Origin of the sequence: Halomonas campaniensis (genome assembly GCF_002211105.1) — a bacterium.
In the GTDB taxonomy this organism is placed as follows: domain Bacteria; phylum Pseudomonadota; class Gammaproteobacteria; order Pseudomonadales; family Halomonadaceae; genus Vreelandella; species Vreelandella campaniensis_A.
On sequence record NZ_JPUA01000049.1, the window covers coordinates 145,664 to 169,206 of the forward strand.

Sequence of the window (23,543 nt, forward strand, 5' to 3'; positions counted from 1 at the left end):
GCTGGGAGTCTATCTTTACTGCTAAGGTGTCCGAACACCGTTATGAAAGGAGTCATTTAGATGCGTTCTCACCGCTATGGCTTGGCGCTAGGGACAGCGTTATTCGCCACCGTTCCTCCCGCCTTGGCTGATAACTATACCCTGACGCTATTTCACACCAACGATCTACATGGGCGCACCGATCAGTACCCCCATTTAGTTACCACGCTGAAAGAGGCACAGGAGCGCTTTGGCGAAGGGTTGCTGCTGGATGCGGGTGACATCTTCTCAGGCACGCTCTACTTCACTGAGTTTCAAGGCCAGGATGCGTTGGAGTTTATGAATCTGATGGGTTACGACGCCTTTGTGCCGGGCAACCATGAGTTCGATTTGGGTGATCCGGAAGAGGGGCATCAAGCGTTAGCGGCGTTTTTTGCGGGTGCTGAATTTCCTGTTGTAGGCGCTAACCTGGACTTCTCAGTGGGCCCGGAGTTTGCAGATATGCTGGGCGAGTCAATCAGCGCTGACCCCCAGGCGGGGATGCTTTATGACGGTATTATCGTTGAGCATAACGGCGAACCTATCGGCATCTTTGGGTTAAGCACTCAGGATAGCGAAACGATCTCCAGCCCTGGACACGTCACCATTAGCGATTATCGTGAAGCGGCTGAAGCCATGGTGGCGGCGTTTGAAGAGCAGGGCGTTAACAAGGTTATTGCCCTTACCCACCTGGGCTACGACAGCGACCCCAGCGTGGGTAACGACCTGCTGCTGGCTGAACACGTCGAAGGCATCGATATTATTATTGGTGGTCACAGTCATACCCAAGTGTCGCCCCCCAGGCTGTTAAGTGAGGCCCGTACTGGTGAGGAGCTCCCATCACCGACGGTGATTGGCCAGGCAGGCGAGTATGGCCAGCACCTGGGCGTTATGCAGGTCACCTTCGACGAGAACGGCGTGGTGGTGGATGCCAGTGGTGAGCTCCTCGCTGCCGATGATCGCGAAGCAGACGCTGATGCCGCCAAGCGGCTTGAACCCTACACCGCGAAAATTGAAACACTGCGGGATACCTTGATCGGCGCTAAGGCGATCTCCGAGCTGCCCAATCCCCGCCACGGCAGCGGCGATGAACGGAGCGTGCGTGCCAATGAAACAGCGCTGGGCAATTTAATCGCCGATGCCCAGCTGCATGCCGCGCAGCAGGTAGCCCCCGATACGATCATGGCGATTCAGAATAGCGGCGGTATCCGTGAAGCGATTGAAAGGGGGGATGTGTCCGTAGGCGATCTAATCGCCGTACAGCCATTTGGCAATCGCCTGACGCTGCTTGACGTCACCGGCGCCGAGCTGTTGGAAACCTTCGAAATCGCCCTGGCCAATGCACCCAGCGAGGATGGCGGTTTTCTGCAGGTATCAGCCGGTGTTGAGCTGGTATACGACAGCAGCAAGCCAACAGGGGAACGGGTGGTTAGCCTAAGCGTTGCCCAGGAGGGTGCGATGCAGGCGATTGACCCCGAGCGGACTTACACCATCGCTACCAATAACTTTACCGCTGCTGGCGGCGACGGGCATACGGTACTTGGCGCGGCCTATGAAGATGGTCGTAACACCATCGTTGGCAATACAGATTGGGAGATGCTGCGCGACTATATGGTGGAACGCAAAGAAGTGTTCTACCAGGTTGAAGGGCGGATGAGTGATATAGCTCACGAGGATGGAGCTGAAGAGGATGTCGCTGAAGAGAGTGTGGCGCAAGAGGGTGTGGCCCAGGAAGCGTCGCAGTGAGTTCCGGGCCACAAATAGCGCTTACTCATCAATGATGCTTTCAAAGCCCCCAAAGATGAGCCGCTTGCCATCAAACGGCATCGGGTTAACGTCCATCTGCAAACGCGGATCCTCCATGACTTTGGACATCCCCTCGTCGCGCACGGCGCGGGATGGCCACTCTATCCAGGAAAAGATGATGCTTTCGTCATCCCTGCGCTTGACCGCCATGGTGAAGGAGGTCACTTCTCCTTCGGGGACGTCGTCTCCCCAGCACTCCACGATGCGCAGTGCGCCGTGCTCCTTGAAAACAACGGCTGCGGCGCGGGCATGCTCAATAAATTCCGCTTTATTAGCGGTGGGCACGGCAGCGACGAACCCATCGACATAAGGGTGGGTAAGCTTGCTCATGGCTGTTCTCCAGATTCTGTTTGGGGTTCTGCTTTAGGAGGGAGTTCTCGAACGGGGCGAACTTCAATGCTACCCAGCCGGGCGGGTGGGATACGGCTAGCCAGCTGCAGCGCCTCATTCAAGTCGTGGGCTTCAAGCAGATAGAAGCCCGCCAGTTGCTCTTTGGTTTCTGCGAAGGGGCCATCGGAGATTAACGTCTCACCATCGCGTACGCGTACGGTGGTGGCGGTCTCCGTCGGTTGTAATGGCTGGCCACCCAGGTAGTGGCCGCTGGCGCTCAGGCGCTCAACCCCAGCAATGCATTCCTGGTTGAGGTCGTGCCACGCCTGTTCGCTCATGGCGTTGATAATCTGTTCCTGGTAATACACCAGCGCAACGTACTTCATGGGGAGTCTCCTTCTGTGGCCAAGGGGCAGTTGCCTGACGCAACGTTGACCATCCAGCCGACGCCAAAACGATCTACCGTCATGCCGAATCCTGGTGACCAGAAGGTCGCTTCGAACGGCATGATGATCCTTCCACCCTCTGCTAGTTGAGCAAAGGTTCGTGCGGCCTGCTCGGTATCCTGATACTCCAATTGAACCTCTACCCCTTGGGGTGGTGTATAGCAGTCAGCGGCCATATCGGCGCCCATCAAGCGGCGTCCGCGCAGGTTTAACGAGGCATGAATAATGCGATCATGGAGTGCCGTCGGTGAGTGTTCAGCGGCGGGTGTTTCAGCGTAGGTCAACAGGCACTCCAACTGCCCGCCGGTCACGTCGGCATAGAACTGCATGGCCTCCCGGCAGGTGCCGGGAAAGGCAACGTGCACGTTCATGGCATCAGGGACACGAGCAAGATTACGGTGCTGCTCAATTCCAGCGCCGGGCTCGAAATCCTCCAGTGAGAAGTAACGCCGTAGCTCTAGGGTCACGTTGCCATCGGCATCCTGGGTGGGCCACTGCTGGGCCCACTCAATGGCCGCCTGCAGGGAAGATGCCTCCAACACGCTGTAACCGGCAATACGCTCACTGGCTGGAGAGAGCGGCCCGGGGATGATGGTGGGCTCACCCTTTTCGAAACGGATCAGGCACCCCTCGCTGGTCGGATGTAAGCCATCGCCGCTCAAAAACACGCCTGCCTCGATCATTCGCTGGTTATAAGCGGCCATGTCGGCAAGCATTTCCTGAGATGGCATGGCGCCATTTTCAGTGCTGGCGTCGGCGCGGCGTATCAGCATAAATTTCATTGAGAGCCTCCTGGGTAGTCAGGCTGGGTAGTCAGGATAGTGACTCTCTCTAGTCGTTTGGCATCGTCTTGAATCGACATAGCCTAAGCATTTTTTTATGGGAAATTTTCGAGTTCTGCCAGTCGCCTGCTCAAAAAGCGTTTTTCGGGCGTCAGGGTGGCCAATTGCAGCGCCTGGTGATAGGCATTGCGCGCGGCCTCATGCTGGCCTTGGCGGCGCAGTAAATCCGCTTTAGCGGCATAAAACAGATGATAGTTGCTGATTTGCGGGTGATGGGCGATGTCGTCGAGTAACGTCAGGCCGGTGTCGGGGGCACCGTTCATGGCAATGGCGACTGCACGATTCAGCGTCAGGATGGGGGATGGAAAGCGTCGGCAGAGCGCATCGTAGAGCCTGACGATGCGCCCCCAATCAGTCAGCTCGGCACGGCTAGCCTGGGCGTGTACGGCGGCAATCGAGGCTTGAAGGGTGTAGTACCCGGCGGGGGTGAGCGCCAGCGCCTGTTCCAGCCATGCAATGCCGGTTTGGATATCCTTTTGGCGCCATAGGCGTCTGTCTTGAGCATCCAGGGTTACCAGTTCTCCGTCGTTATCCTGGCGCGCATCCCGTCGGGCATCGTTAAGCAGCATCAAGGCCATCAGCCCAAATACCTCACCCTGGGGTAGTAACCGTGCCAGCTCATTGCCCAGCCGCATGGCTTCTTGGGTCAGGCTGATATCGACCACGCTGGCGCCCGTGCTACGTGAGTAGCCTTCATTGAAGACCAGATAGATCACCTGGAGTACATCCGGCAAGCGTTCGGGCAGTTCCTTTTGGGTTGGCACGGCATAAGGGATATGCGCATCGCGAATTTTGCGTTTGGCGCGCACGATACGTTGTGCCAGCGTCGTAGGCTTCATCAGTAGCGCACTGGCAACCTGCTCGGTGGTCAAACCGCACATCTCGCGAAGCGTCAGGGCAGTCCGTGCTTCCATGCTCAAGCTTGGGTGGCAGCAGGTGAATAGCAGCCGCAAGGCGTCGTCTTCGATAGTCGTTGGCTCAAGATCCAACGTCTCTTCTGAAGGCAGCTCTGTGGGTAACAGTAAGTGAGCCCTGCGGCGTGCCGTACTGCGCTGGCGAATTTGGTCTATTCCGCAGTGGTAGCCGGTGCGAATCAGCCATGCGGTGGGGTTGTCAGGTTGGCCGCTAACCGGCCACTGCTGAACAGCTGCCACAAAGGCATCCTGCATGGCTTCTTCGGCTAGCTCAAAATTCCCCAGCAGGCGGATCAGCGTCGCCTGAACGCGCCGGGAGTGATCACGATACAGGCCATCAACGTATAAAGATTCAGTACTCATCAAGGGAGATCCGTACGCGACTCGGAGAAAGGGCTGAAGGCGCAGAAATGCGTCATGCTCGCTATCTCAAACGTAGCGCATGGTTTCTCCGTTGACTTGATTTTATTGTCTTGTTTTTTTGGAGCAGGCGCTCAATCCCCTGTGCGTTTACCCGTGGTGCTATTGAAAGGATGCAGAGCGTCGCGGGTCACAAAAAACCGCAGGGTTTCGCCTTCGGCAACCGGCGGCTGCCCCGAAACGCGAATCACCGTGGGCTGGTCGCTATCGGCGAGGGTCACGTACAGGTGGCTTTCGGCTCCGGCGGCCTCAAACAGCGCCAGCGTAGAGTCAACAATTAGATGGGGGGCTGCGGGTGTCGCTAGATGCATATCATCCGGTCGAATGCCGACGGTATCGGTGCCGTCAGGCAGGTTATCCAGTAGACCGTTGGCGCCTTGTTCGTTCAAGTAATCCACAGGCAGCATGTTCATGGCGGGGGAGCCAATAAACCCAGCCACAAACATGGACGCGGGGCGGGCGTAGATCTCCATCGGGGTGCCCACCTGCTCGATCTGTCCGGCGTTCAGTACCACCAAGCGGTCGCCCAGTGTCATGGCTTCCAGCTGGTCGTGGGTCACATACAGGCTGGTGGTTTTCAGCCGCCGCTGTAGCTGCTTGATCTCCACCCGCATCTGCACCCGCAGCTTGGCATCCAGGTTGGAGAGCGGCTCGTCGAACAGAAACGCCGCCGGTTCGCGCACCAGGGCACGGCCCATGGCCACCCGCTGGCGCTGGCCGCCGGAGAGTTTGCGTGGTTTGCGCTCCAGAAACTCTTCGATCTCGAGCATTTTGGCGGCAATACGTACGCGCTTTTCGATGTCGTCTTTTTTGAAGCCGCGGTTCTTTAGGCCATAGGCCAGGTTGTTGTACACCGTCATATGCGGGTAGAGCGCGTAGTTCTGGAACACCATGGCGATATCGCGCTCGGCGGGCTCCAGCTTATTGACCACCCGGTCGCCAATCTTGAGCGTGCCCTCGGTAATGGTTTCAAGCCCCGCCACCATGCGCAGCAGGGTGGATTTGCCGCAGCCGGAAGGACCGACCAGCACCACAAACTCGCCGTCTTCAATCTGTAAGTCGATGCCTTTGACGGCGTGAACATCGCCGCTGTAGGTTTTCTTTAGCCCTTCCAAGGTAATGCTGGCCATCTTATTTCTCCGTCTCGGTCAGGCCTTTCACAAATAGGCGTTGCATAAACAGAATCACTAAAACCGGCGGCAGCGCTGCCATCACCACTGCCGCCATGACGAGTTGCCACTGGGGGTTCTCTTCCGAAGTCATGCGCTGAATGCCCATCACGATGGTGTAGTAATCAGGGTCGGTAGTAATAATTAACGGCCAGAGATACTGGTTCCAGCCGTAGATAAACATGATCACAAACAGCGCGGCGATATTGGTTACCGACAGCGGCATCAGTATGTCTTTAAAAAACTTCAGCGGCCCGGCGCCATCGACCCGGGCGGCTTCGAGCATCTCTTCGGGAATGGTCATGAAAAACTGGCGAAACAGAAAGGTCGCGGTGGCCGAGGCGATCAGCGGAATCGACAGCCCGGCAAAGCTATTGAGCATTTTAAGATCCGCAGCCACCTGAAACGTCGGAATGATGCGCACTTCTACCGGCAGCATCAACGTGACGAAAATGATCCAGAAAAAGAACATCCGAAAGCGGAAACGGAAGTAGACGATGGCAAAGGCGGAAAGCAGGGAGATAGACAGCTTACCCACGGTGATCGCCATGGCCATGATAAAGCTGTTCCAGAGCATTTGGGCGGCGGGCGGTGCGCCGGCATTAGAGACGCCGGACTGCCACATGCGTGTGTAGTTTTCGATCCCATGACCGCCGGGCAGCAGTGGCAGCGTGCCCTGCAGTAAACCCGACAGAGAGTGGGTAGAGGCGACAATCGCGACATACACCGGAAAAGCCACCAGCGCGACACCAGAGATCAAAACAATATGGGCTATGAGGTTTGCCCAAGGGCGGTTTTCAACCATTAACGTTCTCCCTAAGGCTTAGTAATTGACTCGGCGCTCAATAAAGCGGAATTGAATCATCGTTAAGGCCACCACAATCACCATCAGAATCACCGACTGAGCCGCAGACGAGCCAAGGTTTAGCCCGACAAAACCGTCGGCATAAACTTTGTAAACCAGTATGTTAGTGGCCTGGGCCGGGCCTCCTGCGGTGGTGGCGTGGATGATCGCGAAGGTGTCGAACATGGCATACACCACGTTAACCACTAGCAAGAAGAAAGTGGTCGGCGTGAGCAGCGGGAAAATAATCGTCCAAAAGCGCTTCGTCGGGCTGGCGCCATCGATAGAGGCGGCTTCAATCAGCGATTGCGGAATGGACTGTAAGCCCGCCAGGAAAAACAAAAAGTTATAGGAGATTTGCTTCCAGGCGGCGGCAAAAATCACCAGCAGCATGGCATCACTGCCGGAGTTACGGTGGTTCCACCGGTAACCCACCATTTCCAGCATATAGGGCACAATGCCGATGGAGGGGTTGAAGATAAACCACCACAACACGCCCGCAAGCGCGGGGGCAATGGCGTAGGGCCACACCAGCAGCGTGGTATAGGTACTGCGTGAGCGAATCATTCGATTGACGGTGCTGGCCATTAAAAGTGCCACCGTCATTGACAGCAGTGTGGTACCGATGGCGAATACCGCGGTGACCGACAGAGAGTTGAGATAGCTACCGTCGCGGAACAGGCGAGCAAAGTTCTCGAGGCCTACAAACGTCGTTTTAAGGCCAAAGGCATCTTCGCGCAACAGCGACTGATACAGCGCCTGGCCTGCAGGCCAGATAAAGAAAATCAGTGTCACAATCACCTGGGGCGCCAGCAGCGCGTAGGGCAAAAAGCGACCAGGGTAGGTCATGCGTTTGGTTTGCATGGGCAGCTCTGCAAATGGTTAGTAAATATAAGCATCAATAAACAAAATCGCCGCCCACCTTAGGGTGAGCGGCGAAGTAAGTGCTTATTTACTGGTTGGCAGCTTCAAAGTCACGGAGCAGATCATTGCCGCGTTCCACTGCGTCATCTGCTGCTTCTTGACCCGATTTATCGCCGGTCATCACCGCTTCCATCTCTTCGGAGATGATGTCGCGAATCTGCACGAAGTTACCAAAGCGTAGGCCTTTGGAGTTCTCGGTCGGCTCGTTGAGGGTCATCTGCTTCAACGAAATATCCGCACCGGGGTTCTCATCGTAGTAGCCCTGCTCTTTGCTCAGATCCCAAGCGGCCTGAGTGATGGGCAGGTAGCCGGTTTGCTGGTGCCACTGTGCCTGTACTTCGGGCTGAGAGAGGTACTCAAAGAACGCTGCAACGGCTTCGTACTCTTCGTCGCTATGGCCCTGCAGTGCCCACAGGGTGGCGCCACCGATAATCGAGTTTTGCGGTGCGCCGTCTACGTCGTCGTAGTAGGGCTGCATGCCAAAGCCCACTTCAAATTCTGAATTGGCGGCGACATCCGCACGTGAAGCAGAAGAGCCGAAGAAAATCGCGCAGTCCTGGGAGTAGAACATCGGCTCAGAGTCGGGGCCAGAACCGGGGCCACCCCATTTGAAGACACCCTCTTCCTGCCAGTCGTGGAGGTTGTCCCAGTGGCGAGCGACTAGCTCATTGTTGAAGGTAAACTCGGTTTCCATACCGCCAAAGCCGTTTTCCAGCGTACCTAGCGGCACGTTATGCCAAGCGGAGAAGTTTTCCAGCATCACCCAGCTAGGCCAAGAGGTGGTAAAGCCACAGCGGGCCGCACCTGATTCGACGATTTGGCGTGAAAAATCGGCCACTTCTTCCCATGTTTCGGGGGGCTGCTCGGGATCCAGGCCCGCTTCCTCAAACATGTCGCGGTTGTAATACATGATGGGCGTAGAGGAGTTGAACGGGAACGACAGCATATTGCCGTTGGTATCAGTGTAATAACCCACGACGGCGGGCAGAAAAGCTTCGTTATCGAAAGCGCGACCATGCGCTTCCATCAACTCGTACACTGGGTAGATGGCGCCTTTGGCGTTCATCATGGTACCGGTGCCGACTTCAAACACCTGCAGAATATGCGGCTGCTCATTGGCGCGGAAGGCAGCGATTGCGCCTGTCATCGTTTCGGTATAAGTGCCGCGGTAGCTGGGTGTGACGTGGTAGTCGTCCTGTGAAGCGTTAAACTCTTCGGTCATCTCTTCGAGAATTTCGCCCAGTTGGCCGCCCATGGCGTGCCACCAGCTAATCTCTGTTGCCGCCTGAGCAGACAGGCTTAGGCTGGCCGTCGCCACCCCTACGGCAAGCGCGTGCAGTGTAAAACGAGACATAAAGAAGCTCCTTGTGGGCCTGAGCTTAGTCAGGCGTGCAATGCGTTTGTTGAGATTTTTGGATGCATTGAACATTAAGAAGTGTAGATGACGTTTTAGTGAATGCACGATGAACCTGCCGTGACAGTCAGCATTTCTCCGCCAGCAGGCCCACTGAGTAGGAAAAGGAGGAGGGCGATGATAGGGTGGTATAAAGTAGGGTGATATGAAGAGTTCAACTAACGAGAGCCGCATGACTGACGTGATCACGTTACTGACGAAGCTGGTGTCATTCGATACTACTTCCAGTGAATCCAATCTAGCGCTGATTGAGTATGTGGAAGGCTACTTGGCCGAATACGGCGTCAGCGCCGAGCGGGTGATGAGCCCCTGCGGTACCAAAGCCAACCTGATCGCAAGAGTTGGCCCAGCGGCGCCGGGCGGGGTGATGCTTTCCGGGCATACCGATGTGGTGCCGGTGGCGGGCCAGCCCTGGTCGAGCGATCCTTTTGCCCTGCGCGATGGTGGCGATGGCCGCTTATACGGGCGCGGTACCTGCGATATGAAAGGCTTTATTGCCTGCGTATTGGCCATGGTGCCCAAGTGGGTTGAAGCGCCTTTGCAGCAGCCTGTTTATCTGGGTTTCTCTTATGACGAAGAGATCGGCTGCGTGGGCGCGCCAAGCCTCATTAAGCGCTTTTACGAGCACTACTCCACCACCGCCCATGTGATTGTCGGCGAGCCCACCAGCATGCAGCCTGTGGTGGCACAAAAAGGGGCGACCAATCTACGCACCACGGTGATTGGTCAGGAAGCTCACAGCAGCCAGGTCAATCAAGGCACCTCAGCCATCCACGTAGCGGCAAGGCTAGTCACTTTTATTGAGGACACCATGGCGGCGTTGGTGGAAGAGGGGCGCGTCGATGAGGCCTTTAACGTGCCGCATACCAGCCTGCACGTTGGCAAAATAAAAGGCGGTACGGCGATCAATATCATGGCGCGGGAGTGTCAGTTTGAGTGGGAGATTCGCCATCTGCCCACGGACACCTTCGACGAAATATATGCGCGCTTTGAGGCCTATTGCGCCCAGCTAAGCGCTGAGCTGCAGGACAAAGGCAAGCACGTTGAAATCACCACAGAGCCGCTAAACGTGACAGTACCGGGCTTGGCCGATCGTGAAAACGACCAGGTGCTTCGCTTAGCCAAAGATCATTTGCCCGCAGGCTGCTGCGACCACGCGGTGGCTTACGCCACGGAAGCGGGGCAGTTCCAGGGCCAGGGCTTGCAAACAATAATTCTTGGTCCTGGCAGCATCGCCCAGGCGCATCAGCCCGATGAATATATCGATAGTGAGCAGCTTGAAGCGTGCGAAGAGTTTCTAATGAAGATGGGCAAAGCGTTAGAGAAGACTGCCTAACTAGCTAATAACCGCCCAAAAAAATCCCACCCGGTTAATGGGGTGGGATTTTTTGTAGTGCTTTCATACCATGTCGCTTTTTCAGTGCTGAGGATGTTGTTCGAACAGCTCAGCTTTGGCATGGCGCATCACATCTTCGCACGCCTGCTGTTGGGCTAACTGCGTTAGCAGGCGTTGAGTTACTTCGAAGCCCTTGCCTAAGCAAGTATCGACTTCCTGTTGGCTAACTGCTGGCGTCACGCGGTAATCGATTTTTACCGTGCGCCCGCCACCTTCCAACCGATCCGCAACTCCCCTGAGTCGCCACGCGATTTTCTCTTTCCAAGTTGCTGATTCTTCCGCGCCTTCGTTTACGCTAAACGTGCACTGCCATTCCGGTTTAAAGACCTTCATAGGAGAACCTCCAAAAATTTTGGAAAGAATGATCGATCGTGTTTCGTACCCCATCGTCTGAATGTATTGCCCCACCACTATATACCTAACGCAGCATAAATATCGAACAATAGTCATACACGTCGGGCGACGCGCATAGGGCGTATCGGTTAGGCTATAAATGATGTGACTAACGAGCTTTTCTATGACCTCCACAACTGATCCAAGTTGCCCCTGTGGTAGCTCTTTAACGCTTGATAAGTGCTGTGGCCGTTATCATCAAGGCGAGCCTGCTCCCACGCCTGAAGCATTGATGCGCTCTCGTTATGCGGCTTTTGTGCTAGGGCTTAGCGACTACCTGTTGGCGACATGGCATCCCTCTACCCGCCCTGCAGAGCTTGCGCCGGATCCTGACGCTGAGTGGAAGTCGCTATCCATCATCTCGGCAGAACCGCCGATCGAGAATATCGGTTACGTGCATTTTCGTGCCTGTTTTTATGAAAGGGGGCGAGTGCAAAAAGGGTGGCATGTATTAGAAGAGGTCTCCCGCTTCGTTAACGAGCAGCAGCGCTGGTGGTATATAGACGGAACACCCACGCTTACCCGCTTAAAGCCACGCCGAAACGACCCGTGCTTATGTGGTAGCGGGCGCAAATTAAAGGTATGTTGCGGTGAATAGTGGCATCGTTCAGCCTCACAAAGCCGAACCGCAATGGTATCTCTATTTGTTGGAGTGCCAGCGCGGCACCTATACGGGGATTACCAACAACCTGATGAAGCGCTACCAGGCGCACTGCACGGGTAAAGGAGCGCGCTACACCCGTGCCAACCCTCCCGTTGCGCTGTTGGGGGCCGAACCGTTTAATGACCGCGCGGCCGCAAGCCGGGCTGAATATCAGTTAAAGCAACAAACGCCAAGTCAAAAGCGCCGCTGGGCCAAGCAGTGGCCTGTTCAGTTCGATGCCGATTAAGGAGCCCACATGCTGACGTTTTATTCAGAGGATAGCCGTTTACGCCAAGCGCGCACGGAGTTGCATGACGGCGCGTTGGTAACCCCGTTTGAGTGTCCTGAGCGGCTGGATCTAGTGCTTAAGCATCTTCGCCAGTCCGGGCTTGGCGATATTCGTACCCCCAGCGCTTATGGGTTAGCACCGGTGTTGGCGGTGCACGACAAAGAGTACGTGACGTTTCTAGCCAACTGTTGGCAAGAGTGGCAGGCGTCTGGGCATAAAGGTGAGGCCATTCCCAATATTTGGCCCGCACGAACCATGCGTGGTGACCGCATTCCGCGATCCGTTAGCGGTCAGCTAGGCTACTACGCCTTGGCGGCGGAAACGTCGATCTCAGAAGGTACCTTTGAAGCCGCCATGGCGAGCAAAGACGTGGCGTTAGGCGCGGTAGAGCATACGTTACAAACCGGCGAACCCAGTTTTGGTTTATGCCGGCCGCCAGGCCACCACGCCGCGTTTGATCAGTTTGGCGGTTACTGCTTCTTTAACAATGCCGCCATTGCCGCCCAGCGAGCGCTGGATGCAGGCAAACGCCGGGTCGCCATTCTTGACGTCGATTTTCACCACGGCAATGGCACCCAGCAGATTTTCTACCAGCGTGACGACGTGCTGTTTATCTCGCTGCACGGCGACCCCGAAGTTACCTTTCCTTACTATTTGGGCTACGCTGATGAAAACGGCGAAGGGCAAGGCGAGGGCTTTAACGTCAATTACCCGTTGCCGCCGGGCACCAGCGTTACCACGTGGATGGCCACACTTGAACAAGCCTTGGCGCAAATTAAAGCCGCGGAGTGTGAATGCCTGATCGTATCGCTAGGGGTCGATATCTTCGAAGGTGACCCGATAAGTGCCTTCACCTTTACCAGCGCAGATTTCACAGCGTTAGGTGAGCGTCTGGCTCAAGCAGGCCTACCCAGCGTATTTCTGATGGAAGGGGGCTATGCTGTAGATGAAATAGGTGTCAATGTAGTCAACGTGTTACAAGGTTTTGAACAAGCGCTATAAAAAGGTCTTGAACTGCATCTAAACAAGGGTAAAGGTTAACAGTGACAGCGGCCCCTAAATCGGGCAGGCTATTGCCCTTTCAACGGGGCAGGGAGCTCAAGCGTGGCAGTGTATGGTGGAATTCAGGCACATGAATTGGAGCGTTGGCTTAATGCGTTAACCAACGCCGCCTATGACCGACGCTGCCCGCTGGTAAAAGTACACGGTGGCAACGCCCGTGCGCGTACCGCCCGTCAAGATCTCCTTCATTTGGCGAACGACTATCGCTGCGGCGACTCTAGTCGCGAAGAGAGCGCCGCCGACCTGGGCCGCTGGTGCCAAACCTACCTTTCAGAGGCCGAGTGGTACGTGCTGGTCGGCACCCGTCAAGCACCTTCCCAGCCGCAAAGCGAAGAGGAGCGAAGTCTTGCCGTGCTTAAGCAGCATCGGGTGGGTTAGGGCCAGCAGAAATCTTCAGACGGACAATCCACCGTTTTCCTTACGGTCAATGTCGGCCAATGGGTGGCGGTGTCGGTGGGGCAACGCATCGCCGTTCCCTTTGAGAAGGTGCGCACACGCCGGATCGAAGGAAAAGCGTATTTGATCGTGCACCCGACTGGTGACATCGCCGTCGGCTACCAATATCCATTGGCTGTCGCCTTTCTCTAGATACAGCGAGGTGGTTCCGCCAAGGCGCTCAATGACCAAAATTTTACCTGTCAACGCCCCTTGATCATCTAGCTTGAGGTGCTCTGGGCGGATGCCCAGTGTCAGCTTGTCACCGATACTGACACCATCGCCTTCGACAGGAACCCGACAATCGCCGCCGGGCAGCACCACGTCGACTCCCTCAGCGTCAGCCCTGCGGATCTCGACATCCAGAAAGTTCATCTTTGGCGAACCAATGAAACCTGCCACGAAGAGGTTGGCAGGGTGGTGGTAGAGCGCCATTGGCGAACCGATCTGCTCTACCACGCCGCCCTGCAGCACGACGATCTTGTCGGCCATGGTCATGGCCTCAATCTGGTCGTGGGTGACGTAGATCATTGTCGCGTCGAGTTCCTCGTGCAGCCGCGCCAGCTCGATGCGCATCTGTACGCGCAACGCTGCGTCGAGATTCGATAGCGGCTCGTCGAATAGGAAGATACTTGGATTCCGCACGATTGCCCGGCCGATCGCCACTCGCTGGCGCTGGCCGCCAGACAGCGCACGGGGCTTGCGGTCGAGAAGCTCTTCGAGCTGCAGGATGCGCGCGGCAGCGAGAACCTTCTCGCGGCGCTCGGCCGTAGGCACCTTAGCAAGACGCATGCTAAAGCCCATGTTGTCCTCGACGCTCATATGCGGATAAAGCGCGTAGCTCTGGAAGACCATCGCCAGGCCGCGGTCGGCCGGGCCAACGTCGTTGATGCGCTCACCGTCGATCAAGATGTCGCCGCTGGTGGCACTCTCGAGCCCGGCGATCATGCGCATCAGGGTCGACTTGCCGCAGCCTGAAGGCCCGACGAAAACCACGAATTCGCGGTCTTTGACCTCTAGATCGACCCCCTTGATGACTTGGGTGCCGCCGAAGTCCTTGACGATATTGTTGAGTTGTAGCGTTGCCATGTCGGTTCCTTGCGGGTCGGGCGGTGACTCGAATTGTGGTTACCAGAGGGTGTAGCCGCCATCCACCACGACGATGGAGCCGGTCATGAAACTCGATGCATTACTGGCCATGTAGACGATGGTGGGGCCGAGTTCTTTGGGAGTGGCGGCGCGTTGCATGGGCGCGTCGTCGATCCAGCGTGGCTTGAACCTGGGGTCGTCGACTGGCGCCATGCTGGTCTTGACGTAGCCGGGAGCCAGCGCGTTGACGCGAATGCCGTAGGGGGCCCATTCCGCGGCTAGCGACTTGGTCAATTGATGCACCGCGGCCTTGGAGGCGTTGTAGGCGGGCTGCATCTGCGGGCGGTTGACGATCATCGCCGAGATCGAACCAATATTGATGATCACGCCGCCGCGTGACTGCATCCGCCGTCCGGCGGCCTGGGCGCAGTACCAGAGTCCGTGGACGTTGATGTCGAAGATGTCTCGCCATTGCTCCGGAGTGACATCCAGCGCCGGCGCGTGATGGCAGGCGCCGGCGTTGTTGAGGAAAATATCGACCGGGCCGAGGGCGGCCTCGACCTCGTCGAGCAGGGTGTCTGCCGCTTCGGGCTGGGTAATGTCGACTTCCACCGCTATGGCGCAATGTCCAGCGTCCTGCAGCGCCTTGACCACTTCCAGGCTTCGCGCGTGCCCCCGGGCGGCGATAGCGACCTGGGCGCCGGCCTCGGCCAGCGCATGGGCGAATGCCTCTCCGAGCCCTCCGTTGCCGCCGGTGACAATGGCGACCTTGCCACTCAGATCGAACTGTGACATCACATTCATAGTTATCTCCCTGTTTATTATAGAGCCGTTGTTCCTGAATCCAGGGTTCTAAGGCCGTGGCTCCATGGTCGCTGTTGTAGGGTAGGGGTCATTTCACGGCGCCCAGGGTCAGCCCCTTGACCAGCCAGCGCTTGACCAGCAGCCCGGCGATCGCCATTGGGCAGACTACGATCGTTCCGATTGCCAGTAGCTTGCCCCAGTCGATGCCGGTCTGGGTCAGCAACTGCGCCGCGGCAATGGGAATGGTCTGCGTGTTGGGCCCGGAAAAGGTCTGGGCGAAGGCGTAATCGTTCCAGGCGAAAATGAAGCACAGGATGGCGGTGGTCACCAGCCCAGGGGTCATCAGCGGCAGTACGACGTAGCGGAATGCCTGGAGCTTGGTGGCACCGTCGATCATCGCCGCTTCCTCCAGGTCAGGTGGCAGGTCGTCGAAGAATGCGGTCATCAGCCAGATGGCGAACGGCAGGTTGAAACTCAGGTAGGCGACGATCAGGCCGGCGTGAGTGTCGAGCAGGTAGAGGTAACGGAACAGGAGGTATAGCGGCACGATAACTGCGGCGATCGGCGCCATACGGGTGCTGATGATCCAGAAGGCCAGGTGCTGCTTGCCCTTGATTCTAATCCGCGACAGCCCGAAGCCGGCCATACAGCCGAGCACTACGGCGATCAGCGTCGAGACCCCGGCGATGAACAGGCTGTTGAGCAGGTAAGGCCAGAGGCTGTTGCCGCTGCTGAACAACGAGGTGTAATGCTCTAGGATAGGGGTAAAGAAGACTCGCGGCGTACCGGCGGTGATGATGTCGTTCGACTTGAAAGAGGACAGCACCATCCAGATAATCGGTATCAGCGTCCATAACAGCAGGAGCGTTAACAGAGCGATTTTGAACGTGTGGGGCAGCCAGCGTTTGGAGGTATTCATGAACTCGTCTCCTGGCGTTTGAGCAGTTTCGTAAACGCTGTAGCCACCATGATCGAGAACACCAGCATGGTGATGCCCACGGCGGCGGCATAGCCCAGATCAAAAAAACGAAAGGCGATGTCGTAGAGCCTAATGGGGATGATCTTGGTGGAATCCGCGGGCCCGCCGTTGGTGGTGATGAAGATGATCGCGAAGAAGCGAATCGCGTCCATGGCGCGGATGAGCAGTGCCACCAGCAGGATATTGGAGATCGACGGCAGGATAATATAGAGCAGTTTCTGCCCGTACTTGGCGCCGTCCATCTCGGCCGCTTCCAGGGTGTCTTCGGGTACTGAAGCAAGCCCCGCCAGGACGATCAGCGCGACCAGCGGCGTCCATTCCCAGACATCCATGAGGATGACTGCAACCATCGCAGAGCCGACACTGCCCAGGATGTTGCCGTCGAATAGACCGCTTTCATTGAGCAGCCAGGCATACAGGCCATGGCTGGGGTCGAGCATGAAACGCCCGAGCAGCCCGACGATTACTGGGGCGATGAACATGGGGATCAGTAACAGCGAGATGATGATGTTGCTGCCCCGCGTTAGGCTGTAAACCAGCAGCGCCATCACGGTGCCGATGACCATTTCCAGGCCCACCGTGGCCAGGAAATAGACCAGGCTGATCAGCCAACTGGAGCGGATGTCCGGATCCGTGAACACCCGCTGCCAGTTGTCGAGGCCCGAGAACTCGAAGGCCAGACCGCCCATCAGGCTGACATCATTGAAGCTCATCCAGATAATTGAGAAGAACGGAACCAGCGTAATCAGGGCGAGTAGAAAGAGTGCTGGCGACATCATCGCCAGCTCAAATCCCTGTCGCTGCGCCGAAGTTTTTCCGGTCATCAGCGCCATGGGTTATGCCCCCACGATACGATCAATGCGCTGCTTGGCGCTCTGCATGGTTTCTTCGGGGGACATCTGCCCCGCCAGCATCTTGGAAAGCTCGGTGAAGATGACCGTGTCGACCTCGTTCCATTGGGCGATCTTGGGTCTCAGACCAATATGATCGTCCTGCCAGGCGGTCAGCATGGTGTCCGCCGTGAGCATGTTGGGCATGTCGGTGGGTGGGGTGCTGGCGGCCCTGACCTCAGGCATGTCGTAAACCGATTGGCGTGTCGGTGTGCCGCCACCGACCTCGCTTCTCAGCCCCATTAGTTGTGTTTGTGGTGAGGTTGCCCAGACCAGGAATAGCCAGGCCGCCTTCTGCTTTTCGGCCGAGGCGTTGGCGTTAATGCCGATTCCGGTGCCTCCCCACAAATTGGCGCTTCGTGCTGGCCCCTTGGGCAGCGGGGCGTAGCCGATTTTGCCTTGTAGCTGAGAGCTTTCCAGCGAGCCGGCAAACTCGTGCCACTCTGGCATCATCGCGAATTCGCCATTCTGGAAGGCGTTTGCAACACCAGTCCAATCCCAACTGGTACTGCCGGGGTGGGCGACCTTGAGCAGCTTCTGATAGAAGCGCGCAGCTTCTAGCGAGGCTTCGCTGGTCAGTTGGCAGGCGCCAGGGGAATCGATGCCGAGGAGACCGATTTGCTGGCCGTTGGCGAAGTAGTCGCCGCCGTAGGCGAACAGTACATTGGAGAAGTCGCACATCAGCGAATCGTACTGCTGAGCCTGATGACCGGTGCCATATTGAACCTCGCTGGCGTTGCCTTGGCTAAACCATGCGGCGATCTGGTAGTACTGCTCCCAGGTGGTATTGTCCGACGGAGTCGGATCGAAGCCGAGATCCTGTTGCATCTGGTCGTGGTATTTTTCGAACAGGTCACGCCGGTAGATCCAGATCATCGTCGGGCAGTCGTAGGGCAGGGTGTACAGGCTTTCACTGTCTTTGAAACGGCCCGCGGCGGCCAGTTGCGAAGGGATGAAGTCCTCGATGCCCTGGGGCACGACCAGCTGCTGATCGTCGTTGATGAAGGTATTGAGATCCACTAGGCCTCGATGATAGGGCGCGAGTACTTGGTAAGGATCAGCATAGATCACATCGAAGGCGCTGCGCCCAGCGCCGAAGTCCAACGCAACTTTCTGTACCAAGGCTCCCAACTGCATTTCGGTGATGTTGACAGTGATGCCGGTGAGTTCCTGGAAAGACGCTAGGTTGGCGGCGATGGCGGTGGTCGGTGGAGTGTTCTCGGAGATGAATTGAATGGTGGTGCCACTGGCTTGCTTCCAGGCCTCATCGCTGGCCATACCTTGGGCCAGGGCCGTGCGCAGTGGGCCTGCGCCCATCAACGATAAGCCGGCGAGCCCACCCATTCCCTTTAATATGTCGCGGCGCTTGAACTGGGTCATTTTTGTTTTCCTCTCTTGGGTTCAGGTCTAGCGGGGGTCAGGTATCAAGCGTGATCTGCAGCTTGACATCATTGGGTCGTGCGCTTGCGGCGCGCTCAAACGCATCGATACTGTGTTCGAAATCAAAGGTCTCGGTAATCAGTGGCTTGAGGTCTACCTTCCCCGAAGCGATCAGGTCGATCGCCCGGTCGTAAACGTTGGCGTAGCGGAACACGGTCTCAATGTGCAGTTCCTTGGCTTGCGCCGACACGATATCGAAGGTGACCGGTTCGACAGGCATACCAACCAGCACGATCGTGCCGGCAGGGCGGGCGCAGGCCAGAACGTCGTCGTAAACGCGAGGGCTGCCGCTGGCCTCAAACACCACATCGGCGCCCCAGTCGTGGCCACAACGCCTGTCGACGGCTTCTCGCAGGGATTCCCGTGAAACGTTGACCGGTGTGATGCCATTGTAGCGGGCCGCGATCGCCAGCTTTTCCTCAACCAAATCGGAGACCAGCACCTCGCTGGCGCCGCCCGCAAGCGCGGCTAGGGCGACCATCAGGCCAATCGGCCCGGCACCGGTCACGACGCAGACGTCGCCCGGTTGCATGTGCGCCTTAACGACCGCTTGCATGCCGATCGCGAACGGCTCAATCATGGCGCCTTCGGCAAAGGACACCGAATCGGGGAGTGCGAAGGTGAATGCTGCAGGGTGAATGACTTCGGGCGTCAGACAACCGTGCACGGGGGGCGTGGCCCAAAATCTTACGCTCGGGTCAACGTTGTAGACGCCCAGTTTGGCGGCGCGTGAGCTGGGGTTGGGTATACCAGGCTCCATGCACACCCGATCGCCCACCTGAAGATGGCTTACGTTTCGGCCGACGTCAGTCACTACACCGGATGCTTCATGGCCGAGTACCATTGGCTCACGGACAACAAAGGGGCCGATCTGGCCGTGAGTATAGTAATGCACGTCGCTACCGCAGATGCCGACGGTATGGATGCGCACGCGAACGTCATTTGGGCCGAGTTGATCGGGGAGCTCGATCTCTCGTAACGACAGTTCGCGCTTCTTCTCCAGCACCAGAGCTTTTGCTTTCATGACGCTATTCTCGGATTGTATTTAAAGGGGCGAGAACTGGCCTTTTTTGGTCTAGTTAACCTCGCTTCAGGCTTAAAACAAATCTACGCGCCATGTGGAAAAAACCGCTAGGCTATAATTTGCTTGGCAATGATACTTTTTTGCAGAATTTCTCAGCGTGGTAGGTAATGGTCTGTTTTAAATGGCACTTTCCATAATGCTTGGGAGGTGCTTTGGGAAAGACGCAAGACTTTTTGTGACCAAAGTATAAAAGGCCAACGGCTCACTTTAATTCAGGATAGTAAGAGATCAGGCATGAGCGTCTTATCCAAGCATCGCTGATAGCTGAAAGAGGCACTGATAAACTATGATTACTTCGCATCTCAACGATACGCCTCTTGGTGCGCCTGTTTTCGAGTGCATCAGTCAGGATCCGAAATTCAGTTTCTACTGGCATTGCCATGATTTCCCCGCCCCTATTGCCCGCTGGAATTACCATCCCGAATACGAGTTACATCTCATCCGTTATTCGGCAGGGCATTATTTTGTAGGGGATTATATTGGCCGCTTCGAACCCGGTAATTTAGTGCTGGTGGGGCCGAATATTCCGCACGCCTGGTTTAGCGAGCTCGATGACTCGCAACCGGTGATCAAGGGGCGTGACGTCGTCCTCCAGTTCAAGGGCGAGTGGCTGGAACACATGATGGCGCTCTGCCCGGAGCTCAACTGCCTGTCGACGCTCATCGAGGACTCGGCCTTGGGAGTGGAGTTCAAGGGCGAAGAAGCGGCACGCTGTGCCGAGCTGCTGGTCAGGATGGGCGAGCAGGACAATGCCGGTAGGCTACTGACCATGTTGACCATTCTGCGCTGCCTCTCGCAGAGCGAGTACCATACCCTGGCCGGTCGTGGGTACGGCCTGGATGCCAAGGGCGCCTCCACCGAACAGGTCGATGCCGTACTGCGCTATATTCACGACCACTTTCACGAAGAGCTGCGCATGGCGACGTTGGCTGAGAATAACGGCATGACGCCTTCCACCTTTTCGCGTTTTTTTAAGCACGCCACCGGCGACACCTTCGTTGCTTTTCTCAGGAGGATCCGCATTGGTCATGCCTGCCGGCTGTTGCTTGAAGGTAAGCAGTCCATCGCCGATATATGTTTCGAGGTTGGTTATAACAACCTCTCCAATTTCAACCGCCACTTTCGTGAGCTAAAGGGCATGACGCCACGGCAGTACCAGCAGAACACGGCTGACCTTGTGCCGAAAGAATTACAGTAACGAGTTATTAAGTCTGAGTAGTCAAGTCTTGCAGACTGGCAACTGAAATAGTTCTGCTTAATCTCCATGACGGCGAAACGATCACGCTGTTACAATGGATAAATGAACAGTGCTTTCGCAACACCTACTGCCTCCCTCGACGACCCCTTCTACTACCTGACGAACTTCCGCTTCGTTTTGGCCTGGGTGGGGGAGCGCCACGCTGATTTGCTCTCGGCAGACGAGCTCGCTTTTCTTGAGCAGTTTGAAAGCTTGCCGCAGCCCTCCCAAGCACTGCTGGTGCGCATGGTGATGCGCAAAGGCGAACTGTTTCGGCTCAGCAAGCTCAGTTATGCCGAGGTCGGTGACAGCGCCGCTGCGATGGCGCCCTTGATGGCGCTAGGCTGGGTCGATAGCGACCCGGCGCTTAGCGTCGATGAGCTGTTTAACCAGCTACGCCTGGCCGAGCTGCGCCAAGCGTTGGCGGCGGATATACGCGCCGCCGGGCTGAGTGCCTCCAGCGCCAAAACCGTGCTCTACGACACCCTGGCAAGCCAACTGACACACACTGCACCGCTGCAGACCTGGTGGCCCAATGCGCCTGATGGCGTGGTGCGCCTCACCGTCATGGAGACCTGCGACCGGCTGCGACTGATGTTCTTTGGCAACCTGCGCCAGGACTGGGCCGAGTTCGTGCTGACCGAGCTGGGTCTGCAGCGTTTTGAGGTGGTGCCATTCACGCCACACTCCCGTGCTTTCCAGTCGCGCCAGGAGGTCGATACCTATTTAGCACTCCACCGCCTGCGCCAACGCCTTGATACAGGGGAACTGCCCGCCGACCTTTACCTTGAATTGCCGCCAGCGTCGGACAACCGCTGGCTGGCCACGCGGCGCGCTCGGTTACTGCTGCAACTGGGTCGCGAGGCGGAGCGCAGCGGTGACTCGGCGCTTGCGCTGACACTCTATGGCGATGCAGAGAGTAGCGAAGCGCGCATTCGACAGCTACGTGTGTTGGAGCGATTGGGCGAACATCAAGCGGCTTTGGAACGGGCGACCCAGGCGCTGGATAGCCGCCCTAACGAGACCGAACACCAAGCTCTGGCGAGGCTGCTGCCCCGTTTGCAGCGACGGCTTAAAATGCCGGTTGTACCGAGTGAGTCAGAGCCCGCCCATGAGCGTTGGGATTTAGTATTGCCCGGGCCACAAGGCGTGGAGCGCGCTGTGGTTCAAGCACTTAGCGAGCCCCAGGCACCGGTCTACTACGTGGAAAACAGCCTGCTAACCGGGCTGTTTGGATTGCTCTGCTGGTCGGCTATTTTCGCCCCGCTGCCAGGTGCCTTCTTTCACCCTTTTCACAACGGCCCAGCGGACTTGTATCGCGACGATTTCGTGGCGCGGCGGCGTCATGCCTTTGATGCTTGTCTGGGGTGCTTGGAAGACGGCAGCTATCATGAAGCGATTCGGACGACCTGGCGGGAGAAACAGGGGTTGGCCTCCCCCTTTGTACACTGGCCAATTGTCGATGAGCCGCTGGTTGAGCTGGCGCTCGAGTGTATCCCCGCTGAGCATTTACGGGCCTGTTTCGAACGCTTGCTGGGTGACTTGAAAGCCAACCGGGCAGGGCTGCCGGATTTGATTCAGTTTATGCCCGACGCTCCCGAAGGGCAGCCTCGCTACCGGATGATCGAAGTCAAAGGCCCCGGTGACCGACTGCAGGATAACCAGCGCCGCTGGCTCGCGTTCTTTCATCATCATGAGATGCCCGTCGCGGTGTGTTACGTACGCTGGGCGGATAGCGGCGAGCCAGCGCCATGAGCGCGACCTATCGCGTAGCCGTGCGGACGCTGTGCGAATTCACCGCCCGTGAAGGTGACCTCGATCACCGCTTTACCCCGGCGCCCAGTGCCCAGGAAGGTATACAAGGACATACGCTGGTGGCTAGCCGACGCGGTGCGGATTATCTTGCAGAACTACCGTTGTCGGGCAGCTTTGCAGGGCTTACCGTGACGGGGCGTGCCGATGGCTTTGACCCCACGGCCAACCGCCTGGAAGAAGTCAAAACCCACCGCGGCAGTCTTGAGCGCATGGCCGATAACCAGCGCGCGCTCCACTGGGCACAGGTAAAAGTCTACGGCGCGCTGCTCTGCAAAGAGCGCGGCCTGGAGCACATCACCTTGACGCTGGTGTACCTGGAGATCGCCAGCGGTAAGGAGACCTTGCTCAGCCAGGAAGCCAGCGCCGAGGAACTGGAGGTTTTTTTTGCCGACCAGTGCCAGCGCTTTCTCGCCTGGGCGGAGCAGGAGGCCGGGCATCGCCTGCACCGCGACAGCGCCCTACACTCTCTGCGTTTTCCCCACACTGCGTTTCGCAGCGGTCAGCGCGAACTTGCCGAAGACGTTTATAAAGCCACCAGCACAGGACGCTGCCTGCTCGCTCAGGCGCCCACCGGGATTGGCAAAACGCTGGGTACGCTGTTTCCCATGCTCTCGGCCATGCCGCGGCAACGGCTTGATCGGATCGCTTTTCTGACCATGAAAACCCCCGGTCGCCGGCTGGCGCTGGATGCCCTGGCGACGTTGCGTACCCCTTATGGCGGTGAGGAGGCATTGCCGCTTCGCGTGTTGGAACTGGTCGCGCGAGAGAAGGCCTGCGAATACCCTGATCGCGCCTGTCATGGCGAGTCATGCCCGTTAGCGGCGGGCTTCTATGACCGCCTGCCTGCCGCCCGCCAAGCC

24 protein-coding genes are annotated in these 23,543 nt (G+C 57.4%); 9 read left to right on the plus strand and 15 right to left on the minus strand.

The features are described from left to right. The first annotated feature begins 60 nt into the window (after nt 1–60). The gene (locus JI62_RS21510; RefSeq protein WP_088702112.1) at nt 61–1,764 is read left to right on the plus strand and encodes a bifunctional metallophosphatase/5'-nucleotidase; all 1,704 of its coding nucleotides are present in this window, start codon (nt 61–63) and stop codon (nt 1,762–1,764) included. 21 nt (nt 1,765–1,785) lie between these two features. On the opposite strand, the gene JI62_RS21515 is transcribed toward JI62_RS21510, so the two are convergent. The 8 genes from JI62_RS21515 to ugpB all read right to left on the minus strand — a co-directional run bounded on the left by JI62_RS21515 (nt 1,786) and on the right by ugpB (nt 9,067). Further along, nucleotides 1,786–2,154: a DUF1428 domain-containing protein gene (locus JI62_RS21515; RefSeq protein WP_088702113.1), complete on the minus strand. Its 369-nt coding sequence runs from the start codon at nt 2,152–2,154 to the stop codon at nt 1,786–1,788. Then, nucleotides 2,151–2,540 (minus strand): YciI family protein, encoded by a 390-nt coding sequence (locus JI62_RS21520; RefSeq protein WP_088702114.1) that lies wholly within the window; start codon nt 2,538–2,540, stop codon nt 2,151–2,153. Before JI62_RS21520 ends, JI62_RS21515 begins: the two co-directional genes overlap by 4 nt. Then, nucleotides 2,537–3,382: a YciI family protein gene (locus tag JI62_RS21525; protein WP_088702115.1), complete on the minus strand. Its 846-nt coding sequence runs from the start codon at nt 3,380–3,382 to the stop codon at nt 2,537–2,539. The genes JI62_RS21520 and JI62_RS21525 overlap by 4 nt, the downstream gene beginning before the upstream one ends. Nucleotides 3,383–3,477: 95 nt before the next feature. Beyond that, nucleotides 3,478–4,719: an RNA polymerase sigma factor gene (locus JI62_RS21530; protein WP_088702116.1), complete on the minus strand. Its 1,242-nt coding sequence runs from the start codon at nt 4,717–4,719 to the stop codon at nt 3,478–3,480. Nucleotides 4,720–4,850: 131 nt separating this feature from the next. Next, the gene (locus tag JI62_RS21535; protein WP_088702117.1) at nt 4,851–5,906 is read right to left on the minus strand and encodes a sn-glycerol-3-phosphate import ATP-binding protein UgpC; all 1,056 of its coding nucleotides are present in this window, start codon (nt 5,904–5,906) and stop codon (nt 4,851–4,853) included. Nucleotide 5,907: 1 nt separating this feature from the next. Beyond that, the gene (gene ugpE / locus JI62_RS21540) at nt 5,908–6,750 is read right to left on the minus strand and encodes a sn-glycerol-3-phosphate ABC transporter permease UgpE (protein WP_088702118.1); all 843 of its coding nucleotides are present in this window, start codon (nt 6,748–6,750) and stop codon (nt 5,908–5,910) included. Nucleotides 6,751–6,768: 18 nt separating this feature from the next. Continuing rightward, nucleotides 6,769–7,653, minus strand: coding sequence for a sn-glycerol-3-phosphate ABC transporter permease UgpA (ugpA, locus tag JI62_RS21545; RefSeq protein ID WP_088702119.1), 885 nt, complete (start codon nt 7,651–7,653; stop codon nt 6,769–6,771). Nucleotides 7,654–7,741: 88 nt separating this feature from the next. Next, nucleotides 7,742–9,067: a sn-glycerol-3-phosphate ABC transporter substrate-binding protein UgpB gene (ugpB, locus tag JI62_RS21550; RefSeq protein ID WP_088702120.1), complete on the minus strand. Its 1,326-nt coding sequence runs from the start codon at nt 9,065–9,067 to the stop codon at nt 7,742–7,744. Between the two features lie 232 nt (nt 9,068–9,299). Between ugpB and argE the strand changes: the two genes are divergently transcribed. Beyond that, on the plus strand, nt 9,300–10,463 hold the full coding sequence (argE, locus tag JI62_RS21555) for an acetylornithine deacetylase (protein ID WP_088702121.1): 1,164 nt from the start codon (nt 9,300–9,302) through the stop codon (nt 10,461–10,463). Between the two features lie 81 nt (nt 10,464–10,544). Here argE and JI62_RS21560 read toward each other — a convergent pair whose 3' ends face one another. Then, a complete protein-coding gene (locus JI62_RS21560; RefSeq protein ID WP_022520780.1) occupies nt 10,545–10,856 on the minus strand; it encodes a hypothetical protein in 312 nt (103 codons plus the stop codon). 184 nt (nt 10,857–11,040) lie between these two features. Between JI62_RS21560 and JI62_RS21565 the strand changes: the two genes are divergently transcribed. The 4 genes from JI62_RS21565 to JI62_RS21580 all read left to right on the plus strand — a co-directional run bounded on the left by JI62_RS21565 (nt 11,041) and on the right by JI62_RS21580 (nt 13,288). Next, nucleotides 11,041–11,514, plus strand: coding sequence for a YchJ family protein (locus JI62_RS21565; RefSeq protein WP_088702122.1), 474 nt, complete (start codon nt 11,041–11,043; stop codon nt 11,512–11,514). Next, on the plus strand, nt 11,507–11,806 hold the full coding sequence (locus JI62_RS21570; protein ID WP_088702123.1) for a GIY-YIG nuclease family protein: 300 nt from the start codon (nt 11,507–11,509) through the stop codon (nt 11,804–11,806). Before JI62_RS21565 ends, JI62_RS21570 begins: the two co-directional genes overlap by 8 nt. Nucleotides 11,807–11,815: 9 nt before the next feature. Next, nucleotides 11,816–12,850 carry a histone deacetylase family protein gene (locus JI62_RS21575; protein ID WP_088702124.1) on the plus strand — a complete coding sequence of 345 codons (1,035 nt, stop codon included), beginning with the start codon at nt 11,816–11,818 and terminating at the stop codon, nt 12,848–12,850. 102 nt (nt 12,851–12,952) lie between these two features. Next, nucleotides 12,953–13,288: a hypothetical protein gene (locus JI62_RS21580; protein WP_088702125.1), complete on the plus strand. Its 336-nt coding sequence runs from the start codon at nt 12,953–12,955 to the stop codon at nt 13,286–13,288. A gap of 15 nt (nt 13,289–13,303) precedes the next feature. On the opposite strand, the gene JI62_RS21585 is transcribed toward JI62_RS21580, so the two are convergent. The 6 genes from JI62_RS21585 to JI62_RS21610 form a co-directional block, all read right to left on the minus strand. Further along, nucleotides 13,304–14,434 carry an ABC transporter ATP-binding protein gene (locus tag JI62_RS21585; protein ID WP_088702126.1) on the minus strand — a complete coding sequence of 377 codons (1,131 nt, stop codon included), beginning with the start codon at nt 14,432–14,434 and terminating at the stop codon, nt 13,304–13,306. 39 nt (nt 14,435–14,473) lie between these two features. After that, entirely contained in the window at nt 14,474–15,238 is a 765-nt protein-coding gene (locus tag JI62_RS21590) for an SDR family oxidoreductase (protein ID WP_088702127.1), read from the minus strand. Between the two features lie 88 nt (nt 15,239–15,326). Further along, nucleotides 15,327–16,157 (minus strand): carbohydrate ABC transporter permease, encoded by an 831-nt coding sequence (locus JI62_RS21595; RefSeq protein ID WP_088702128.1) that lies wholly within the window; start codon nt 16,155–16,157, stop codon nt 15,327–15,329. Next, entirely contained in the window at nt 16,154–17,050 is an 897-nt protein-coding gene (locus JI62_RS21600; RefSeq protein ID WP_240513327.1) for a carbohydrate ABC transporter permease, read from the minus strand. The genes JI62_RS21595 and JI62_RS21600 overlap by 4 nt, the downstream gene beginning before the upstream one ends. A 3-nt stretch (nt 17,051–17,053) precedes the next feature. After that, nucleotides 17,054–18,487 (minus strand): ABC transporter substrate-binding protein, encoded by a 1,434-nt coding sequence (locus JI62_RS21605; protein WP_088702129.1) that lies wholly within the window; start codon nt 18,485–18,487, stop codon nt 17,054–17,056. A gap of 37 nt (nt 18,488–18,524) precedes the next feature. Beyond that, complete coding sequence (locus tag JI62_RS21610; protein ID WP_088702130.1) at nt 18,525–19,571, minus strand: NAD(P)-dependent alcohol dehydrogenase; 1,047 nt, start codon at nt 19,569–19,571, stop codon at nt 18,525–18,527. Nucleotides 19,572–19,917: 346 nt separating this feature from the next. Here JI62_RS21610 and JI62_RS21615 point away from each other — a divergent pair, with 346 nt between their 5' ends. The 3 genes from JI62_RS21615 to JI62_RS23045 form a co-directional block, all read left to right on the plus strand. Then, entirely contained in the window at nt 19,918–20,829 is a 912-nt protein-coding gene (locus tag JI62_RS21615) for a helix-turn-helix domain-containing protein (RefSeq protein WP_088702131.1), read from the plus strand. A 102-nt stretch (nt 20,830–20,931) separates the two neighbouring features. Beyond that, complete coding sequence (locus JI62_RS21620; RefSeq protein WP_088702132.1) at nt 20,932–22,623, plus strand: VRR-NUC domain-containing protein; 1,692 nt, start codon at nt 20,932–20,934, stop codon at nt 22,621–22,623. After that, nucleotides 22,620–23,543: DEAD/DEAH box helicase (locus tag JI62_RS23045; protein WP_346425914.1), on the plus strand; the 924-nt coding region annotated here is incomplete at its 3' end. The genes JI62_RS21620 and JI62_RS23045, both read left to right, overlap by 4 nt.

What these genes read in the sequence shown, in the direction of transcription:
- JI62_RS21560 (WP_022520780.1), bottom strand. Translation starts at nt 10,856, where the DNA reads ATGAAGGTCTTTAAACCGGAATGGCAGTGCACGTTTAGCGTAAACGAA.
- JI62_RS21590 (WP_088702127.1), bottom strand. Translation starts at nt 15,238, where the DNA reads ATGAATGTGATGTCACAGTTCGATCTGAGTGGCAAGGTCGCCATTGTC.
- JI62_RS21595 (WP_088702128.1), bottom strand. Translation starts at nt 16,157, where the DNA reads ATGAATACCTCCAAACGCTGGCTGCCCCACACGTTCAAAATCGCTCTG.
- JI62_RS21515 (WP_088702113.1), bottom strand. Translation starts at nt 2,154, where the DNA reads ATGAGCAAGCTTACCCACCCTTATGTCGATGGGTTCGTCGCTGCCGTG.
- JI62_RS21605 (WP_088702129.1), bottom strand. Translation starts at nt 18,487, where the DNA reads ATGACCCAGTTCAAGCGCCGCGACATATTAAAGGGAATGGGTGGGCTC.
- JI62_RS21575 (WP_088702124.1), top strand. Translation starts at nt 11,816, where the DNA reads ATGCTGACGTTTTATTCAGAGGATAGCCGTTTACGCCAAGCGCGCACG.
- ugpB (WP_088702120.1), bottom strand. Translation starts at nt 9,067, where the DNA reads ATGTCTCGTTTTACACTGCACGCGCTTGCCGTAGGGGTGGCGACGGCC.
- JI62_RS21510 (WP_088702112.1), top strand. Translation starts at nt 61, where the DNA reads ATGCGTTCTCACCGCTATGGCTTGGCGCTAGGGACAGCGTTATTCGCC.
- JI62_RS21610 (WP_088702130.1), bottom strand. Translation starts at nt 19,571, where the DNA reads ATGAAAGCAAAAGCTCTGGTGCTGGAGAAGAAGCGCGAACTGTCGTTA.
- JI62_RS21600 (WP_240513327.1), bottom strand. Translation starts at nt 17,050, where the DNA reads ATGGCGCTGATGACCGGAAAAACTTCGGCGCAGCGACAGGGATTTGAG.
- JI62_RS21615 (WP_088702131.1), top strand. Translation starts at nt 19,918, where the DNA reads ATGATTACTTCGCATCTCAACGATACGCCTCTTGGTGCGCCTGTTTTC.
- JI62_RS21565 (WP_088702122.1), top strand. Translation starts at nt 11,041, where the DNA reads ATGACCTCCACAACTGATCCAAGTTGCCCCTGTGGTAGCTCTTTAACG.
- JI62_RS21620 (WP_088702132.1), top strand. Translation starts at nt 20,932, where the DNA reads ATGAACAGTGCTTTCGCAACACCTACTGCCTCCCTCGACGACCCCTTC.
- JI62_RS21535 (WP_088702117.1), bottom strand. Translation starts at nt 5,906, where the DNA reads ATGGCCAGCATTACCTTGGAAGGGCTAAAGAAAACCTACAGCGGCGAT.
- JI62_RS21520 (WP_088702114.1), bottom strand. Translation starts at nt 2,540, where the DNA reads ATGAAGTACGTTGCGCTGGTGTATTACCAGGAACAGATTATCAACGCC.
- argE (WP_088702121.1), top strand. Translation starts at nt 9,300, where the DNA reads ATGACTGACGTGATCACGTTACTGACGAAGCTGGTGTCATTCGATACT.
- JI62_RS21585 (WP_088702126.1), bottom strand. Translation starts at nt 14,434, where the DNA reads ATGGCAACGCTACAACTCAACAATATCGTCAAGGACTTCGGCGGCACC.
- ugpA (WP_088702119.1), bottom strand. Translation starts at nt 7,653, where the DNA reads ATGCAAACCAAACGCATGACCTACCCTGGTCGCTTTTTGCCCTACGCG.
- JI62_RS21525 (WP_088702115.1), bottom strand. Translation starts at nt 3,382, where the DNA reads ATGAAATTTATGCTGATACGCCGCGCCGACGCCAGCACTGAAAATGGC.
- JI62_RS21530 (WP_088702116.1), bottom strand. Translation starts at nt 4,719, where the DNA reads ATGAGTACTGAATCTTTATACGTTGATGGCCTGTATCGTGATCACTCC.
- ugpE (WP_088702118.1), bottom strand. Translation starts at nt 6,750, where the DNA reads ATGGTTGAAAACCGCCCTTGGGCAAACCTCATAGCCCATATTGTTTTG.